The organism is Moraxella sp. CTOTU48268 (assembly GCF_032069585.1).
Classification (GTDB): Bacteria; Pseudomonadota; Gammaproteobacteria; order Pseudomonadales; family Moraxellaceae; genus Faucicola; species Faucicola cinerea.
Genome location: NZ_DAMALV010000014.1, coordinates 1 through 15,477, shown reverse-complemented (window position 1 = coordinate 15,477; position 15,477 = coordinate 1). Strand labels below are relative to the sequence as shown.

16 protein-coding genes and 1 other RNA gene are annotated in these 15,477 nt (G+C 43.2%); 11 read left to right on the top strand and 6 right to left on the bottom strand.

What is annotated here, in order from left to right; translation table 11 throughout:
* Positions 1-38 precede the first annotated feature (38 nt).
* On the top strand, positions 39-1,631 hold the full coding sequence (locus tag RT143_RS06575) for an efflux transporter outer membrane subunit (RefSeq protein WP_313091983.1): 1,593 nt from the start codon (positions 39-41) through the stop codon (positions 1,629-1,631).
* 113 nt (positions 1,632-1,744) lie between these two features.
* Here RT143_RS06575 and RT143_RS06570 read toward each other — a convergent pair whose 3' ends face one another.
* Positions 1,745-2,353: a thioesterase family protein gene (locus RT143_RS06570; RefSeq protein ID WP_313091982.1), complete on the bottom strand. Its 609-nt coding sequence runs from the start codon at positions 2,351-2,353 to the stop codon at positions 1,745-1,747.
* Between the two features lie 150 nt (positions 2,354-2,503).
* Here RT143_RS06570 and hemB point away from each other — a divergent pair, with 150 nt between their 5' ends.
* From hemB to RT143_RS06530, 8 genes are all read left to right on the top strand, one after another.
* Positions 2,504-3,508, top strand: coding sequence for a porphobilinogen synthase (hemB, locus tag RT143_RS06565; protein WP_313091981.1), 1,005 nt, complete (start codon positions 2,504-2,506; stop codon positions 3,506-3,508).
* 421 nt (positions 3,509-3,929) lie between these two features.
* A complete protein-coding gene (locus RT143_RS06560) occupies positions 3,930-4,142 on the top strand; it encodes a hypothetical protein (RefSeq protein WP_313091980.1) in 213 nt (70 codons plus the stop codon).
* Between the two features lie 250 nt (positions 4,143-4,392).
* Positions 4,393-6,432: a UvrD-helicase domain-containing protein gene (locus RT143_RS06555; RefSeq protein ID WP_313091979.1), complete on the top strand. Its 2,040-nt coding sequence runs from the start codon at positions 4,393-4,395 to the stop codon at positions 6,430-6,432.
* Between the two features lie 431 nt (positions 6,433-6,863).
* A complete protein-coding gene (locus RT143_RS06550) occupies positions 6,864-7,433 on the top strand; it encodes a porin family protein (protein ID WP_313091978.1) in 570 nt (189 codons plus the stop codon).
* A gap of 194 nt (positions 7,434-7,627) precedes the next feature.
* Positions 7,628-8,092, top strand: coding sequence for a dUTP diphosphatase (gene dut / locus RT143_RS06545; RefSeq protein WP_313091977.1), 465 nt, complete (start codon positions 7,628-7,630; stop codon positions 8,090-8,092).
* A 112-nt stretch (positions 8,093-8,204) separates the two neighbouring features.
* Positions 8,205-9,773 carry a phosphomannomutase/phosphoglucomutase gene (locus RT143_RS06540; protein ID WP_313091976.1) on the top strand — a complete coding sequence of 523 codons (1,569 nt, stop codon included), beginning with the start codon at positions 8,205-8,207 and terminating at the stop codon, positions 9,771-9,773.
* A gap of 61 nt (positions 9,774-9,834) precedes the next feature.
* On the top strand, positions 9,835-10,731 hold the full coding sequence (argB, locus tag RT143_RS06535) for an acetylglutamate kinase (RefSeq protein WP_312174781.1): 897 nt from the start codon (positions 9,835-9,837) through the stop codon (positions 10,729-10,731).
* Positions 10,732-10,992: 261 nt separating this feature from the next.
* Entirely contained in the window at positions 10,993-11,499 is a 507-nt protein-coding gene (locus RT143_RS06530) for a BLUF domain-containing protein (protein ID WP_313091975.1), read from the top strand.
* Positions 11,500-11,632: 133 nt separating this feature from the next.
* Here the strand turns inward: RT143_RS06530 and rnpB are convergent.
* From rnpB to coaD, 4 genes are all read right to left on the bottom strand, one after another.
* An RNA gene (gene rnpB, locus RT143_RS06525) (RNase P RNA component class A) lies at positions 11,633-11,987 on the bottom strand.
* Between the two features lie 28 nt (positions 11,988-12,015).
* Complete coding sequence (locus RT143_RS06520) at positions 12,016-12,429, bottom strand: PaaI family thioesterase (protein WP_313091974.1); 414 nt, start codon at positions 12,427-12,429, stop codon at positions 12,016-12,018.
* A 66-nt stretch (positions 12,430-12,495) separates the two neighbouring features.
* Complete coding sequence (locus tag RT143_RS06515) at positions 12,496-12,759, bottom strand: YfhL family 4Fe-4S dicluster ferredoxin (protein ID WP_188875628.1); 264 nt, start codon at positions 12,757-12,759, stop codon at positions 12,496-12,498.
* A 43-nt stretch (positions 12,760-12,802) separates the two neighbouring features.
* Positions 12,803-13,327, bottom strand: coding sequence for a pantetheine-phosphate adenylyltransferase (gene coaD, locus RT143_RS06510; RefSeq protein ID WP_051500269.1), 525 nt, complete (start codon positions 13,325-13,327; stop codon positions 12,803-12,805).
* A gap of 399 nt (positions 13,328-13,726) precedes the next feature.
* Here coaD and smpB point away from each other — a divergent pair, with 399 nt between their 5' ends.
* A complete protein-coding gene (gene smpB / locus RT143_RS06505; RefSeq protein WP_007115442.1) occupies positions 13,727-14,197 on the top strand; it encodes an SsrA-binding protein SmpB in 471 nt (156 codons plus the stop codon).
* Positions 14,194-14,985 (top strand): methyltransferase domain-containing protein, encoded by a 792-nt coding sequence (locus RT143_RS06500; RefSeq protein WP_313091972.1) that lies wholly within the window; start codon positions 14,194-14,196, stop codon positions 14,983-14,985. The genes smpB and RT143_RS06500 overlap by 4 nt, the downstream gene beginning before the upstream one ends.
* Here the strand turns inward: RT143_RS06500 and RT143_RS06495 are convergent.
* Positions 14,982-15,477, bottom strand: a 496-nt coding sequence (locus RT143_RS06495) for an extracellular solute-binding protein (protein WP_313091971.1), incomplete at its 5' end; no start/stop codon positions are given. The two genes, RT143_RS06500 and RT143_RS06495, sit on opposite strands and share 4 nt — an antisense overlap.

The following is a 15,477-nucleotide window of genomic DNA, read 5'->3' as shown; positions in this document are numbered from 1 at the left end:
ACAATAACAAACACATTATGTTTATACAGGTAAGTTATATGGATTCTACCTTCCGCCTCGTACCCCTGACTGCCCTAGTAGCCACGCTACTATCGCTCAGCGCTTGTCAAACCATTCCAAAAGCCAAAACTGAGCCTGTTGTGGCGCAGCCGCATATCGCAATCAATCAGCCTTATGAAACCTATGATAATCAGACCGTGAGTGGCACCAATCAGCCGAGTATCGCGTCTCAGCGTTGGCAGGACTTTTATAGCGATGCCAAGCTAAAACAACTGATTCAGTTGGGGTTAGACAACAACAAAGACATCAGTGCCACGATTTTGGCGATTCAAAAAGCCCGCGCACAATACCAAATCCAAGACATCGCAGATGTGCCTACTATCAATAGTTCTGGCTCATATTCTTACGGTGCAACAAATTCAAGAGATGCGAATCCTAGTAGTACTTACAATGTCGGTCTGGCAATGTCAAGTTACGAGTTTGACTTTTGGGGACGTATTGCGAGCCTCAAAGATGCCGCTTTACAAAATTATCTTGCCACCACTGCTGCCAAAGATGCCGCGCAAATTAGCTTGATTAGTAACATTGCGCAAAGCTATGTGGCATACAGCTATAGTCTGGCACAACTGCAACTTGCCAAACAAACCTTAGCCACGCGCCAAGATTCACTTCGCATTAACCAGCTGCGTTTTAAAGCAGGTCTTGATTCGCAGCTAACTAGCGTACAAGCCCAAGCGGCAGTTGAAGCCGCCAAAGTATCTATCGCCCAAGCACAAACCGATTTGTTGACCAACCAAAATGCCCTACGCTACCTAGTAGGCGCCCCGGTGGATAATAGCCTACTACCCGCAGCGGGCATTAGTAGCATCACTAATAATCGTATTTTTGGCACGGGCTTACCCAGTGATTTATTATTGTATCGTCCTGATTTGCGTCAAGCGGAATATAACTTAAAAGCTGCAGGCGCAAATATTAACGCCGCGCGCGCTGCGTTTTATCCAACGATTAGCCTATCGGGCAATGTGGGTGCTGCCAGCTCAAGCTTAGGCGATTTGTTTAAAACAGGCGCATTTAGCTGGGGTTTTGGACCGAGTGTGAGCTTGCCGATTTTTGATGCAGGTCTACGTAAAGCCAATTACCAAGTGAGTGAAATCGAGCAACAACAAGCGCTAAATACTTATGAAAAAGCGATTCAAACCGCTTTTAAAGAAGTCAATGACGTATTTGCCAATCGCGCAACGTTAAATCAGCAGTTGACCGCGTACAACCAGTCGCTTGCTGCCAACCAAAAATACTATCAAATTGTTCAAGCGCGCTTCAAAGCAGGTTTAGACAATTATTTGGGCGTATTAGATGCACAGCGTTCGATTTATAGCAGCCAACAAAGTATTCTAAATACCAAGCAGTCGCAATTGCTCAGTCAAATTCAGCTATACCAAGTTTTAGGTGGCGGGGTGAGTCGCGATGTACCGCTCGAAACACCCACAGAAAAACATACGAATTTCAGCACCAAGTTGTCACAGGTTGCCAACAATGCCCAGCAAAAAATTACTGATGCAGCCCATCAGCCTGCCCAAGTGACTACTAAAACAACCTCAACAACGACCACCACAACCACAGTCCAACCCTAATACATTAGACCTAGCTCATTAGAGCTAGTGCATTAGATTAGCCGTAAGCTGTTATAGTAAAAAACCCACATCACTGTGGGTTTTTTATGGGTTTTTTACTAGAAATGGCTGTTTTAAAATGCATAACTGGCGATGCCATGCGCGATGAGCTTTCCTTCATCATTGACCAACATCATCCGCGTGGTACAGCCTTTGCGTCCCATACGAATTACTTCGGCTGTGACCATAAACTCATGACCACGCCCAGGGGCTAGATAATCGACGCGCAAATCGACGGTTGCCATGCGTTTGATTTTTTTGGTCTGCTCTTCAAACGTGCCTTGGTCACGACGATAGATTTCCAGCATGCCCTCAAGCCCGCCTATGGTATCTAATAGCGTCGCCGTCATACCGCCATGCAAAATCTCAAAATTTGGATTGCCGATGAGGGCGGGATTGGATTTGACCTTACCATATACTTTGCCATCTTCATAATGATAGGTAGTAAAGGTATGCGCCACAAATGGGCTTTGGGACATGATGTTGGCGAGCTGCTGCCCTAGCACATCAATACTAGGTTTGCTGATGGCGTGATGCTCACTGTCTTCATTGAGCTGCAGTTGCGACTCGTTTGCCAAATCAGAATGCTCATCATTTTCTTTAGACGTCGTGTCAGTCATATTAGTGCTGTCAGTCGATGACTGAGTGGCCAATTGATTGGCATTTACAGGGTTTAAACTCACGGCGCCCTCCATGCGTAAGTAGATTGTGGTAAGATAGCTTTTTAAAAAATTATCATTCTAGCAAATTTTGCTTATTTATCCTTATACAATTTCTGCGTTACTTGATAACGTTACTTAATAATAAGTGTCACTCGATAATAAGAGGTTTTTATGAGTTATATTTTTAACCGTTCATTCCCCAATACTCGCTTACGTCGCCTACGTTACAACGATAATGTCCGCGCTATGGTGCAAGAAACCAGCATTGAACCCAAGCATCTGATTGCACCCGTGTTTGTCATTGAGGGTAAACAGCAGCGCCAAGCTGTGGCAAGCATGCCAGGCGTTGAGCGTTTGAGCGTGGACTTGCTAATTGAGTATGCCAAGCAACTACTCAGTCTAGGCGTCACCACCATTGATTTGTTCCCTGTCATTAGCCCAAGCCTCAAATCGCTACATGCTGAACACGCCTATGATGAGAACGGTCTTGCCTGCACTGCTATCAAAGCAATTAAAGACGCCCTACCTGAGATGGTAGTGATGACTGATGTGGCGCTCGACCCCTATACCAGTCATGGTCAAGACGGTATTGTCGACGACAATGGCTACGTGCTTAATGACATCACCGTTGAAATCCTCGCCAAACAAACCCTGAGCCATGCCCGTGCAGGCGCGGATATCATCTCACCAAGCGATATGATGGATGGTCGTATTGCCGCGCTACGCCAAGCATTGGATGGAGAAAATTTTATTAATACGGCCATTATGGCTTATTCCGCCAAATACGCGTCTGCGTATTATGGACCGTTTCGTGATGCCGTCGGCAGCGCAGGCAACCTTAAAGGCGGACACAAAAAACAATACCAAATGGATTTTGGTAATCGCGCCGAAGCCCTGCATGAAGTCGCCCTCGACATCCAAGAAGGCGCGGACATGGTAATGGTGAAACCAGGTCAACCTTACCTTGATTTGGTACGCGAAGTCAAAGATACGTTCGGCGTGCCGACTTATGCGTATCAAGTATCAGGTGAATATGCCATGCACATGGCGGCGATACAAAACGGCTGGTTAAGCGAGGACGTTATTTTGGAATCACTGTTAGGGTTTCGCCGTGCAGGTGCCGATGGTATCTTAACTTATTTTGCAATGACGGCTGCCCAAAAGCTCAATCAATAATATCTTAAAGCTTGATTAAAACTAAAGGCGACACCGGTTTTTATATCCGCGTCGCCTTTTTTTGATGTTACATTTATTAACTTAAAAGCATCGATCGCTATAACGAGCCCTATAAAAAATTACTTAATGTCATAGAGAATAAAAAATCTGTTAACTTTAATTATTTTTTTACCCATTTATTTACTAAATAGAAACTTAGTTTATCCCTCAATTTCATGCACAATAAGCTAAAGCAAAAATACACACTCTTATTTACCCCTATTGACTAAGCTTACTAATTTTGGACGAGCCATTTTTAGCGTTTTACAATAATTGATTACTTTTTGGCATTATATTTTTGAAAAAACAAGCAGATAATGGGGTTAATAATAAATAAAAGACGAGCGTGGTATCTGCTAGCTGATTAATCGAGGATAAGATGATGAGTAATACACCAATTGCTAATAGTTCGATTGCTAATAGCCCAATCAAAAATGCCATGATGGCAGTGGCTATGATGTCATTCTTGGCACTCAGCTTTAAACTTTCTGCTGATTTGACAACGGATACTCAGCCATCGATAAGTCCGACTGACGCTGTGATTAGTACCTTAAATCAGCCCAACCAACAAACTGCGCTATCTACCCATAATTAAACTAGCCATAATTAACCTATTTTTATCAATTTAATAAATAGAGCATACGATTAATAAATTATGCAATGAATAAAAGATGCGCTGTGGCATCTTTTTTTTATGGCAGAAATCCACCACTGGGTTAGCTATTTTTGCATGGATTTTTCTCAAAATTTTACTACCAACTATGTCCTTATCTTTTGCGCTTTAGACTATAATAGTCGATTGTCCATTTTTTACTGAGCAACTTTTATTAACGGTGGAAGCGACTATGAGCCAATTAAACCCTCGCCAACAAGAAGCCATGCAATATGTCTCTGGACCCTTGCTGGTACTGGCAGGTGCAGGTTCGGGTAAGACATCGGTGATTACCCGTAAAATCGCTTATCTGATTGAAGAATGTCAAATGCCAGCCGAGCGTATCACCGCGGTCACATTTACCAACAAAGCGGCTCGCGAGATGAAAGCCCGTGTGCAAAAATTATTACCGAGTGACAAAACCAAAGGCTTAACTGTCTCAACTTTTCACCAGTTTGGCTTGCAGTTTTTACGTTACGAGTTATTGCATACGCCGCTTAAAGGCAATTTTTCCATCATGGATGCCGAAGATAGCAAGCGGCTGTTGATGGATTTGATGGTGCGAGACAACATGAGCGGTGCCGAGAGCCGCGAATTGGTCGGTAAAGCTATCAAAATGATATCCGATTGGAAAAACGATCTCATCCCCCCTGAAAAGGCAGCAGATACGCTGACTGACCCTGAAGATATGCTATTTGCCACGCTCTATCAACTCTATGAGCGTAACCTACGTGCCTACAATGCGGTGGATTTTGATGACTTAATTGTAATGCCAACACGGCTATTGCAAGAAAATAGCCAAGTACGTGACAAATGGCAAAATCGCATACGCTATCTACTGGTAGATGAATACCAAGACACCAATACCGCGCAATATGAATTGATTAAACTGCTCGTTGGCGTGCAGCCGCGTTTTACTGTGGTGGGTGATGATGACCAATCCATCTATGCATGGCGTGGGGCAAAACCTGAAAACATGGCACTGCTGCAAGAGGATTTTCCCAAATTAAAAGTGGTTAAGCTTGAGCAAAACTATCGCTCTACGTCACGTATTTTGCACGCTGCCAACTCAGTGATTACCAATAATGAGCATTTATTTGAAAAAAAATTATGGTCAGATAAAGGGCATGGCGAGCTGATTCGCATCATCAATTGTCGTAACGATGATGATGAAGCAGAGCGCGTTGCCAAAGAAATCATCACCCATAAACTTCGCAATGCCAATGAATGGCAAGATTATGCGGTACTGTATCGTAGTAACTTTCAAGCGCGTATGTTGGAAGCACAGCTACGTCAGCTGCAAATTCCTTATAAGTTATCGGGCGGCACGTCGTTTTTTGCCCGTAGTGAAATCAAAGACATTATGAGCTATTTGCGCTTGATTCTAAATCCTGAAGACGACAGTGCCTTTTTACGTATTATCAATACCCCAAAACGTGGGCTTGGACCTGCCAGCCTTGAAAAGCTCGGACTATTTGCCCAAGAACACCAAGTCTCGCTGTTGATGGCAAGTGGTCATAGTGGACTGACGCATGTGTTACCCAAAAAAGCCAGTGGCGAGCTTAAAGAATTTGCTGATTTTATCGAGCGTTACACCCAAGAGCTATACCAGCATCCCGACCCTGTGCCGCTGGTCAAGCAAATGATTGATGAAACTGGCTATATTGATTTGGTACGAAGCGAAGCAAAAACCCCACAGCAAGAAAAAATTCGTATTGATAATATCGAGACGCTTTACGCCAGTATCCAAAACTTGATTAACCGCGCGGATGATGACGATGAGCGCACCATTGATGCAGTCATTCGTAAGCTTGTGTTACTTGATATGCTAGAGCAGCAGCAGGAAGAGGAAAATACCAACAAAGTCAATTTGATGACGCTACACGCCGCTAAAGGGCTTGAGTTTGATTATGTTTATATCATGGGACTTGAAGAAGAACTATTACCGCATAAAAACTCCATTATTGCTGAATCCATCGAGGAAGAACGACGTTTGATGTATGTGGGGATTACCCGTGCACGTAAAGAGTTGACCATGACGATGGCTGCCCAGCGCCGTGCAGGCGGGCAAATGAAAACCACCACCCCTAGCCGATTTATTGACGAGTTACCGACAGAACATATCGATGCCCCTGGCATGAAAAAATCAGCGGCAGCCCACCAACCCAAGAAAACCGCAGAGGATTATTTGGCCAATATTCAGGCGTTACTCAAAAGCAAAGCCGCCAAATAATTAATTGATAAAAAAACGGCGTAAAAAAAAGGGCAAAAAAGGTGACTTTAAGTCCTTTTTTTATGCAAAAACAGCCCGTATGACAAAGAGTTGACCCAAATATTCAAGTAAATGTAACTAAATATTTCTTAGAAATAGGGTGCTTGACAGGAAATGTAACAAAAAATTTCAAATAAGTAGCTTATTTACCTTTTTGGCAAATTTCATTTCATAATTTAACGTCCGACCTGTTAAACACCGACAGTAATCTAAATTTATTTTGCTATGATGGCTTTAACAAAACAAGCAGGGCAATAACTGGTCGATTAGTAACCTAGTTAAATTAGTAAGGTTAAACAGTCACTAGATATTGCCAACATCCAAATTAACTTAAATAAAATATTACATGGCTTGTTGTGATGCTTTTCAAAAAACTTCTAAAGGAGAAGACGATGAAAACTTTAAATAAAACCCTTTTAGCCTTAATTGCAGGTACAGTTGTGACTGCAGGTGCAAACGCTGCCTTATATCAAACCAATACTGTTGGCTACACCGGTCACCCCTATGTAGGTGTTAAAGCGGGTCAATTTAATACTGATGTTGATAGTCTTGATGCTGACAACCAGACCGCTTATGGTGTATATGCAGGTTATAATTTTACCCCTAACTTTGGTGCAGAAGTTGAATATGTGGATTCTTCAAAAGAAGATCTAAAATATAGCGGTACGAAAGTAGGTGAAATTAGTACTAATACTGCAGGTTTATATGGTACTTATAAATACCAATTCCCAGCATCGAATGTTTATGCCAAAGGTAAATTAGGTATTGCGCAAACCCAAGTTGATGATGGTGATGATAAATATGATGAATCAGGTCTTGCAGGTGGTGTCGGTTTAGGTTATAACCTTTCACCAAATGCATCTGTAGAAGCTGAATATACGCGTCTGCCTTCAGTTGACGTAACAAATAATGTTTCAGTTGACTCAGACTTAGTCACTGTCGGTGCTCACTATAAATTCTAATTAAATTAATAGATGAATGCTTGATATCAATACAAAAGAGTAGCTTATGGCTGCTCTTTTTTTTGCTTTCTTTTTTAGTTTCTTTTTTTGGTCAAAAAAACTTACTTTGGTATTCACTCGGTACCATGTCATTTAGGTTTATAATATAGTTGTTTTTATACATTTTTTTATAAATTTAAGAAAAGTTGGTAAGCATGAAGCAAGTACAAGTCAAGATTTTAAACCCCAAAATTGGGAATGTTGATAAATTTCCTCTACCTCATCGCGCGACAGACGGCTCTGCGGGCATAGATTTGCGCGCTTGTATCGATGAGCCCATCACCATAAAAGCTGGTGAAAGCCAGTTGATTGGTACAGGACTCGCTATCTATATTCAAGACCCTGATTATGTTGGGTTTATCATGCCACGCTCAGGGCTGGGACATAAGCATGGTATCGTCCTCGGTAATCTAACGGGTGTGATTGATGCGGATTACCAAGGCGAATTAATGGTCTCTATCTGGAACCGTAGTCAAACCGATTATGTGTTACAACCAGGCGAGAAAATGGCGCAGTACTTGGTGGTGCCGATTGCACGTCCAACCTTTGAAATTGTCGGCGAATTTTCTGATATCAGTGTACGCGGTGAAAGCGGTTTTGGTTCTACAGGCACCCATTAATTGTTACCGTTTTCTCATTTTTTTTTAACAATTTATAACAGAGTATTTAATTATTTTGCCAAATTTCAATGCTATGATTTTGGTAGTATAGAATCAGTTAGATGTTTTTTTTATGGATACTCTGTTTATTCATCCTTTTTTTCCGCAAAAATCTCTCTTTAAAGCTTACGATATTCGTGGTGATGTCACCTTATTTACCGATGATTTTGTCTGGTCATTGGCAAGGGTATTTGCTGAGCTTTTTTTATATGCTCACCAAACGACAGCAACAACGTCAACGTTAGCGGTGAACAAACCGACGGTTGTCATCGGTTATGATGCTCGCCACCAAAGCCAAGAAATTGCCAAATATATCGCCTATGCTTGCCAGCAAGCAGGTCTAGTGGTGCAGTGGTTGGGACTGACAACCACACCGATGATGGCATTTATGGCACAGCAATTCTCGGGTAATGGGCTGATGGTCACCGCCAGCCATTCGCAAAAACATATCAATGGCATTAAATGGCTCATCAATCATGAGTCCCCAAGCGGTGATGATGTGCAGCAGCTTTATGAGGCTTTAATTGGTTACAAAGCCATCGTGCCTGATGACAGGCTTATTGATGCCATCAGGCAAACTACTTATACAACGCCCAAGGATTTTTTTGCAACTTATATCCAGGCTATCGAGCAGGCTTTTGCTCACATCAATCAAGCTAAGTGCGCTCAAACCACCTATTTTCATACCCCACAGCAAATTGTCATCGACTGTATGCATGGTGCGACCAGTGACTTTGCCCAAACTTTATTTAGCCAGCTTGGCTATTGTTGCATCATGCTAAATGCCTCCCCCGATGGCAATTTCCCCCAAGGTAACCCAGACCCAACGCAACCCAATCGCTTGACGCAATTAGCGCAAATGGTCAAGACTACAGGCTCAGATATCGGCTTGGCTTTTGATGGCGATGGCGATCGGGTGATGGTAATTGATGCACAGGGTCAGATGATTAGCCCTGACAATTTGCTTTATCTTCTCTCTCGCATTGCCATTGAAGAATTGCCCAGTGCGCATACATCAACTGCTAGAAAAGTCATTTTTGATGTCAAATGCTCACATCATGTGCCCAGTCTCATCGCTTCGCATGGTGCCACCCCGATGATGACTAAAACTGGCAGTAGCTTGATGCGAAAGTCGTTACAAAACAAATCAGACAACGCGATTTTTGCAGGTGAGTTATCAGGGCATTTTATTTTTAACGATGGCTATTTTGTGCTACATGACGACGCCATGTATGCGGCTGCCCGCTTACTCAATTGGCTGAGCTATCAACCTATCAGCCTCACCGATATCCTAGCGAGTTTGCCCACTTGTATTAGTACGGCAGATATGTACTTACCTATCGCCGATAACCATTATGGTCAAACCGTGATTGCTCGTATCACGGCACTGGGGAAAAAGCCGTTTAAACGGTTAAAATCCTCATTTGCGGTCAAAAACGTCAATACGATTGATGGGTTACGCTTGGATTTTGCGGAGGGATTTGGTATTTTACGCAAGTCAAATACGGGCAGTTTTTTGACCGTGCGTTTTTCTGCCAATGACGTCGCTGAGCTGCGGCATATTCAATCTATTTTTGTTGACTTATGTCGTACGATTGATGACAACCTTGCCGAGCAAGTCGCACAAATTCAGCCTGTATAAACACCGCTTGTAAAATCGCATTTTAAAAAACGTCTCTAGCAAAATTATATAAGGATTTGGAATGGCATTAGATCTTGAGCAAGCCATGCATACCGCTGACGTATTGACCGAAGCACTACCCTACATCCAACGTTTTGAAGGTAAAGTAATGGTAGTCAAATACGGCGGCAATGCCATGACTGATCCGATATTAGAAAGTTCTTTTGCCAGAGATATCGTCATGTTAAAAACCGTAGGCATTCATCCTGTGGTCGTCCATGGCGGCGGTCCACAAGTCGATAACTTGCTTAGAGAATTGGGGCGCAGCTCTGACCGTATTGATGGCATGCGAGTGACCGACAAAGCCACCATGGATGTAGTGGAAATGGTACTTGGTGGTAGCGTCAATAAATCTATCGTCAATCTCATCAACAAACACGGTGGTCGTGCTATTGGCTTAACCGGTAAAGATGCCAGTCTCATTCGCGCTAAAAAATTACCCATGAGCAAAACGGATGAACAAGGCAACCAACAACAAATTGATTTGGGATTTGTGGGTGATGTGGTCAGCATCAATCGCGATGTGATTGATTTGATGATTGCCTCTAACTTTATTCCTGTCATCGCACCGCTTGGGGTGGATGATGAAGGCAATACTTACAATATCAATGCCGATGTGGTGGCGGGGAAAGTCGCTGAGTTCATGCTTGCGGAAAAACTGATTTTACTCACCAACATCAAAGGGGTGCTTGATAAAGAAGGCAATGTTGCTACAGGGCTTACCCCTAGCAAGGTGGATGAGATGATTGCCGATGGCACTATCTCTGGCGGCATGATTCCAAAAATCAGCTATGCGCTAGAAGCAGTAAAAAACGGGGTAAAAAGTGCGGTGATTGTCGATGGTCGTGTCCCGCATGCGACTTTGCTAGAGGTCTTTACTGATAAAGGCGTTGGCACCCTCATCAGCCGCCATCCTTGAAGTAACTTTTGCGTTACTTATGTTTCTGAGTGGTTTTTGGGTTAATAAGCCGCTGATTGAGGCGGTTTTTTTTCGCTCACGATATGGGTCAAATATAGGATAGATTTTAGAATTACAACACAAATGTAATTGGTATTTTTTCTAATATTGACTATCATGACTATTTTAATTTGCAAATTTATATAATGTTGCAAGGGCTCTAGCGGATAGTAGCAATTATTTGAAGTTGATATTCACGTACCACTTACCAAGGACTTCCGGATGTCACAAAAATACTTTATGGCTTATTGTAGTGAGATAACGCTGACTGCGGCGTTAAATCAACATACGTTTACCCACATTCTGAACCAATCTATTAAAAATAATACCCGCTCTGGTATCACTGGTTTTTTGCTGTATGATGCGGGTAAGTTTTTTCAGTATTATGAAGGCGATGAGTTAGCGTGTGCAAACTTACTTCATGCGTTAAAACAAGATGATCGCCACACCCATATCAAAATCATTGGTCAAGGCTATATTTCAAATACCATATTTGACAACTGGTTTATGGGTTGTTTTGATTTATCCAAGCATTCCTATCTCTTTAAACACCATGCGTTTATAGAATCATTTGATGTATATAGTTGGGGCATGCAAGAAGTCGTCAAACTGATTGATATCATGTCAGAGCAAAGAATCACTTACATCGCGCCGCAAAAACCTATCAAGTCACTGTTTAGTAAACGCTTTATGCGTATTCGAAATTTCACCCTGCCGTTTCAAGGTTAGTGGCTAATCTCAAATCTACTAAATCGGCAAGTTAAGCTAGTTTCATGCTTTATGATAATCAAGGGGTTAAAACGGCATGAGTGTCGGCGATAAAAATAAAAAAACCTATTGATAACAATAGGCTGATTAAAATAAGCATGGCAAACCGATAAGCCGGGTTCTGTCTAGGACGAACATTCATCTAGGCGTATCGTTACCAATACGCTCAAGCAACCTACCCGTGTCCAACGCGGGCAACGCCATACGGACACCTATTTGGTCTTGCTACGAGTGGAGTTTACCTTGCCATGAACTGTTACCAGTCATGCGGTGGGCTCTTACCCCACCCTTTCACCCTTACCTTATTGCTAAGGCGGTCTACTCTCTGCTGCACTTGTCGTAGGCTTACGCCCCCCAGCCGTTAGCTGGCACTCTGCCCTGTGTAGCCCGGACTTTCCTCCCCTTACCCACTGTAAACAGGGGCAAGCAGCGTTCGTCTGGTCTGCCAAGGCAAGCATTATAACAGGCTTTATCTATTTAGTCACGGTCAGCAGGCAACGCATACGTACCGACTGCATGTGCCACAGGTCTGTCATCACCTTCTGAATAAATCAATACATCGCCTACCGCAAGCGTGCGCCCGACTTTGATAAGCTGGCATTTGGCAATAAGTTTGGCTTGTGCAGAGGGTTTTCGTAGAAAAGACACATTAAGATTGGTAGTCACTGCCAATGGTACGATACCGATTTCACCCAAAATAGCCACATATAACGCAACATCGGCCACTTTCATCATCACAGGCCCTGATACCGTGCCACCCGGTCGTAATTCATCGTCACCGATAGGATGGGATACAATGGCTTGACCGTTACCCACCGATTCGATGTGGCAGTTGGCTTGGGGGAAAGATTGCTTCAGAAAAGCACTCAGTTCTGCTTTATTGGCGGGCATAGACATTCCTTATCTACAATAGCTTTGTTAAAAATCGACGTTGTGAAAAATAGCGGTTATGAAAATTTATTGACTGGTTTTAGTTTGGGTGATGCGCTCAAATTTGAGCATCAACTGCGCTGGCGTCTCCAGATAGTTGGGATCTCTTGGGATGCAATCAGGTACAGGACAAAACAGCGCGCATTGCGGCTCATCAAAATGACCGACACACTCGGTACACAGCGCAGGGTCAATTTCATAAATCAACTCGCCCACATAAATCGCATCGTTGGGGCAAAGTGGCTCGCAGACATCGCAGTTGATACATTCATCAGTGATTATTAATGCCATAGCTTTTAAAACGTTTACCAAGAAATGTTTATTTTACCACGACTTACCAACCCTGTTGTTTTTTTCGTTCAAATGCTTCTTCGACACACGGCGGTACAAATTTACTCACATCACCGTCTAATTTGCCAATTTCGCGCACCAGCGTCGAGGAGATAAAAGAATATTGCTGCGATGGGGTCAAAAACACCGCTTCAAAGTTTGGGTCTAGTTCACGATTGAGATTGGCGAGCTGAAATTCATACTCAAAATCTGACATCGCCCGCAATCCACGCAGTACACCTGTGGCTTGTTGATTTTTTGCCAAATCCACCAATAACCCATCAAAGCCAATCACAGATATATTGCTCAAATCTTTATCATGACAGGCTTTTTCTACCAGTCCAATCCGTTCCTCTAAAGTAAATAGCGGTTTTTTATGATGACCAATCGCCACCGCGACAATCACCTCATCAAACAGGCGGCAAGCGCGCTTAATCAAATCAAGGTGCCCTTTGGTAATCGGGTCAAATGTACCCGGATAGATAATTTTAGTATAAGGGGTGGCAAGTGGCTGGCTGGCTGCTGACATGGCTGTCTCTTTATGATAAATAATGCGCTATTTGGCGCTAACAATATGATTAAAACAAAGATTGCTAGTTTGTTGCTAATCCTAGCAAAATTTGACCCCAATTAACAATCAAATCTCACTATCAATTTGTGTTTAGCGTGTTATCATGACAGCTTTGCAGCATTTTACCCAAAGCTTAATTAAAATTTAGGGTAAAGCGTAATAATGAAAAACCTAGCAATTAAAAACTTAGTAATCAAAATCTATGAATTGATTTATTGGGATTTATCGCCATATTAAACGGCTTGTCATACTGATTTATGGCAACCCGATTGTTGTAATAAGATTATGGCAATAAGATGATTAAAACATGCTGTGCAGCATTGGGTATGTCCGCGATGTTGCAGCAAGGAAACCTAAATGACTAAAAAACCAAAAATGCCTAGCCTGATTGCTAGCAACAAAAAAGCGCGTCACGAGTATTTTATTGAAGAAAGCTTTGAAGCGGGGCTTGAGCTACTCGGCTGGGAAGTCAAATCCATCCGTGCCGGTAAAATGCGTATCACCGAAAGCTATGTGATTTTTAGAGATGGTGAAGCCTTTTTGTTTGGCGCGCATATTCAGCCGCTGTTATCGGCATCGACTCACATTGTCGCTGACCCCCTTCGCACCCGTAAACTACTGCTGCACCGCCGCGAGATTGATAAGCTCTTTGGCATGGTTAACCAAAAAGGTCATACCTGTGTGGCGCTTAAAGTGTACTGGAGTCATGGACGCGTCAAATGCGAAATTGCCCTTGCGAAGGGTAAAAAACTGCACGATAAACGCGCCACTTTAAAAGAGCGTGATTATCAACGCGAAAAACAACGCGGACTGAAAAATCTTGTATGATGAACCAAGACCGCAATTTTGATGACATCAGCGCGCATTTTGAGAAAAAAATATACGGCGGCTTAAAAGGTGAAATTCGCCTTGCTGTGCTGCGCCATGATATTTTTGGCTGGGTAAAGTCATGGCAACAGACACACAACCGACCCCTTCGCGTGTTGGATGTTGGTGCAGGTTTGGCGCAAATCAGTATCGAACTTGCCAAAGACGGGCATGACGTCACCATCAATGACATCTCTGCCAATATGCTTGAGATTGCCAAACAAAACGCAGGCGAGGCGGCACAAAATATCACCTGGCATACCTGTCCTTATCAGCAATTGGATGATAAATTAACGGGCAAATACGATTTAATCCTGTGCCATGCGGTGCTTGAGTGGTTGGCTGAGCCCAAACTAATTATGGATTTTTTTGATCAGTGGCTTGTCGATGATGGGGCTGAAAAAGGGGTACTATCGCTGTGTTTTTATAACCCTGCCAGCTTTGTGTATCGTAACTTGGTGATGGGCAATTTTAATCTACTACATAACAAAGATTTTAAAGCCGATAATGGCAGTTTGACGCCCAATCACCCAGTGGCAAAAGATGAGGTGATTGCATGGATTAATGACCATCATTACCAAATCTTGCATACCTCAGGGTTACGGGTGTTTCATGATTACTCACCGCTCAAGCGTGGTGGGCATACCAATCCACAAGCGGTGATTGATATGGAAGTCGCCTATAGCGGGCAAGACCCATATAAATGGCTAGGGCGTTATTTGCATTTTTTGGTGAGCAAAGCTAATTAGTAATAACCCGCTTGCTGCATGGAATCGACTGCCAGCGCTTGTCTTTCGCCATAAAATCTCACAGGTATCGGGCTGACTTCGATATCCCCCCAAGATTTGAGTAATACTGAGGCTTCGGCATTGGGGTCAATCGGAAAGGTGTTACTTAAACTGGCATACAGCGATTGCTGATCTTTGGCAGCGAGCCATTCAATCAGCCCCAGCGCCAACTCGGTATGCTTGGCGGCATGCGCAATGGCAACGCCTGTGATGTTGGTACTAACGCCGCCGTAGCCCTTATTGATCCATTTGATTTTAATCGGGGTATCGGGATGCGCTTGTAGATAGCGTCCGTAGCGGTTGCTGTTGACCAGACCGATTTGACATTTACCGCTTTCTATGGCCTTTAGCACTTCACTGTCATCAAGTAGCACGGGCACGCTTAGATTGGCAAGCCAGCCTTGCATCACTTCTTGAGTGCGTTTATCGCTTAGATTATTGATGAGATTGACC

What these genes read in the sequence shown, in the direction of transcription:
- RT143_RS06575 (WP_313091983.1), top strand. Translation starts at nt 39, where the DNA reads ATGGATTCTACCTTCCGCCTCGTACCCCTGACTGCCCTAGTAGCCACG.
- hemB (WP_313091981.1), top strand. Translation starts at nt 2,504, where the DNA reads ATGAGTTATATTTTTAACCGTTCATTCCCCAATACTCGCTTACGTCGC.
- RT143_RS06560 (WP_313091980.1), top strand. Translation starts at nt 3,930, where the DNA reads ATGAGTAATACACCAATTGCTAATAGTTCGATTGCTAATAGCCCAATC.
- RT143_RS06555 (WP_313091979.1), top strand. Translation starts at nt 4,393, where the DNA reads ATGAGCCAATTAAACCCTCGCCAACAAGAAGCCATGCAATATGTCTCT.
- RT143_RS06550 (WP_313091978.1), top strand. Translation starts at nt 6,864, where the DNA reads ATGAAAACTTTAAATAAAACCCTTTTAGCCTTAATTGCAGGTACAGTT.
- dut (WP_313091977.1), top strand. Translation starts at nt 7,628, where the DNA reads ATGAAGCAAGTACAAGTCAAGATTTTAAACCCCAAAATTGGGAATGTT.
- RT143_RS06540 (WP_313091976.1), top strand. Translation starts at nt 8,205, where the DNA reads ATGGATACTCTGTTTATTCATCCTTTTTTTCCGCAAAAATCTCTCTTT.
- argB (WP_312174781.1), top strand. Translation starts at nt 9,835, where the DNA reads ATGGCATTAGATCTTGAGCAAGCCATGCATACCGCTGACGTATTGACC.
- RT143_RS06530 (WP_313091975.1), top strand. Translation starts at nt 10,993, where the DNA reads ATGTCACAAAAATACTTTATGGCTTATTGTAGTGAGATAACGCTGACT.
- RT143_RS06520 (WP_313091974.1), bottom strand. Translation starts at nt 12,429, where the DNA reads ATGCCCGCCAATAAAGCAGAACTGAGTGCTTTTCTGAAGCAATCTTTC.
- RT143_RS06515 (WP_188875628.1), bottom strand. Translation starts at nt 12,759, where the DNA reads ATGGCATTAATAATCACTGATGAATGTATCAACTGCGATGTCTGCGAG.
- coaD (WP_051500269.1), bottom strand. Translation starts at nt 13,327, where the DNA reads ATGTCAGCAGCCAGCCAGCCACTTGCCACCCCTTATACTAAAATTATC.
- smpB (WP_007115442.1), top strand. Translation starts at nt 13,727, where the DNA reads ATGACTAAAAAACCAAAAATGCCTAGCCTGATTGCTAGCAACAAAAAA.
- RT143_RS06500 (WP_313091972.1), top strand. Translation starts at nt 14,194, where the DNA reads ATGATGAACCAAGACCGCAATTTTGATGACATCAGCGCGCATTTTGAG.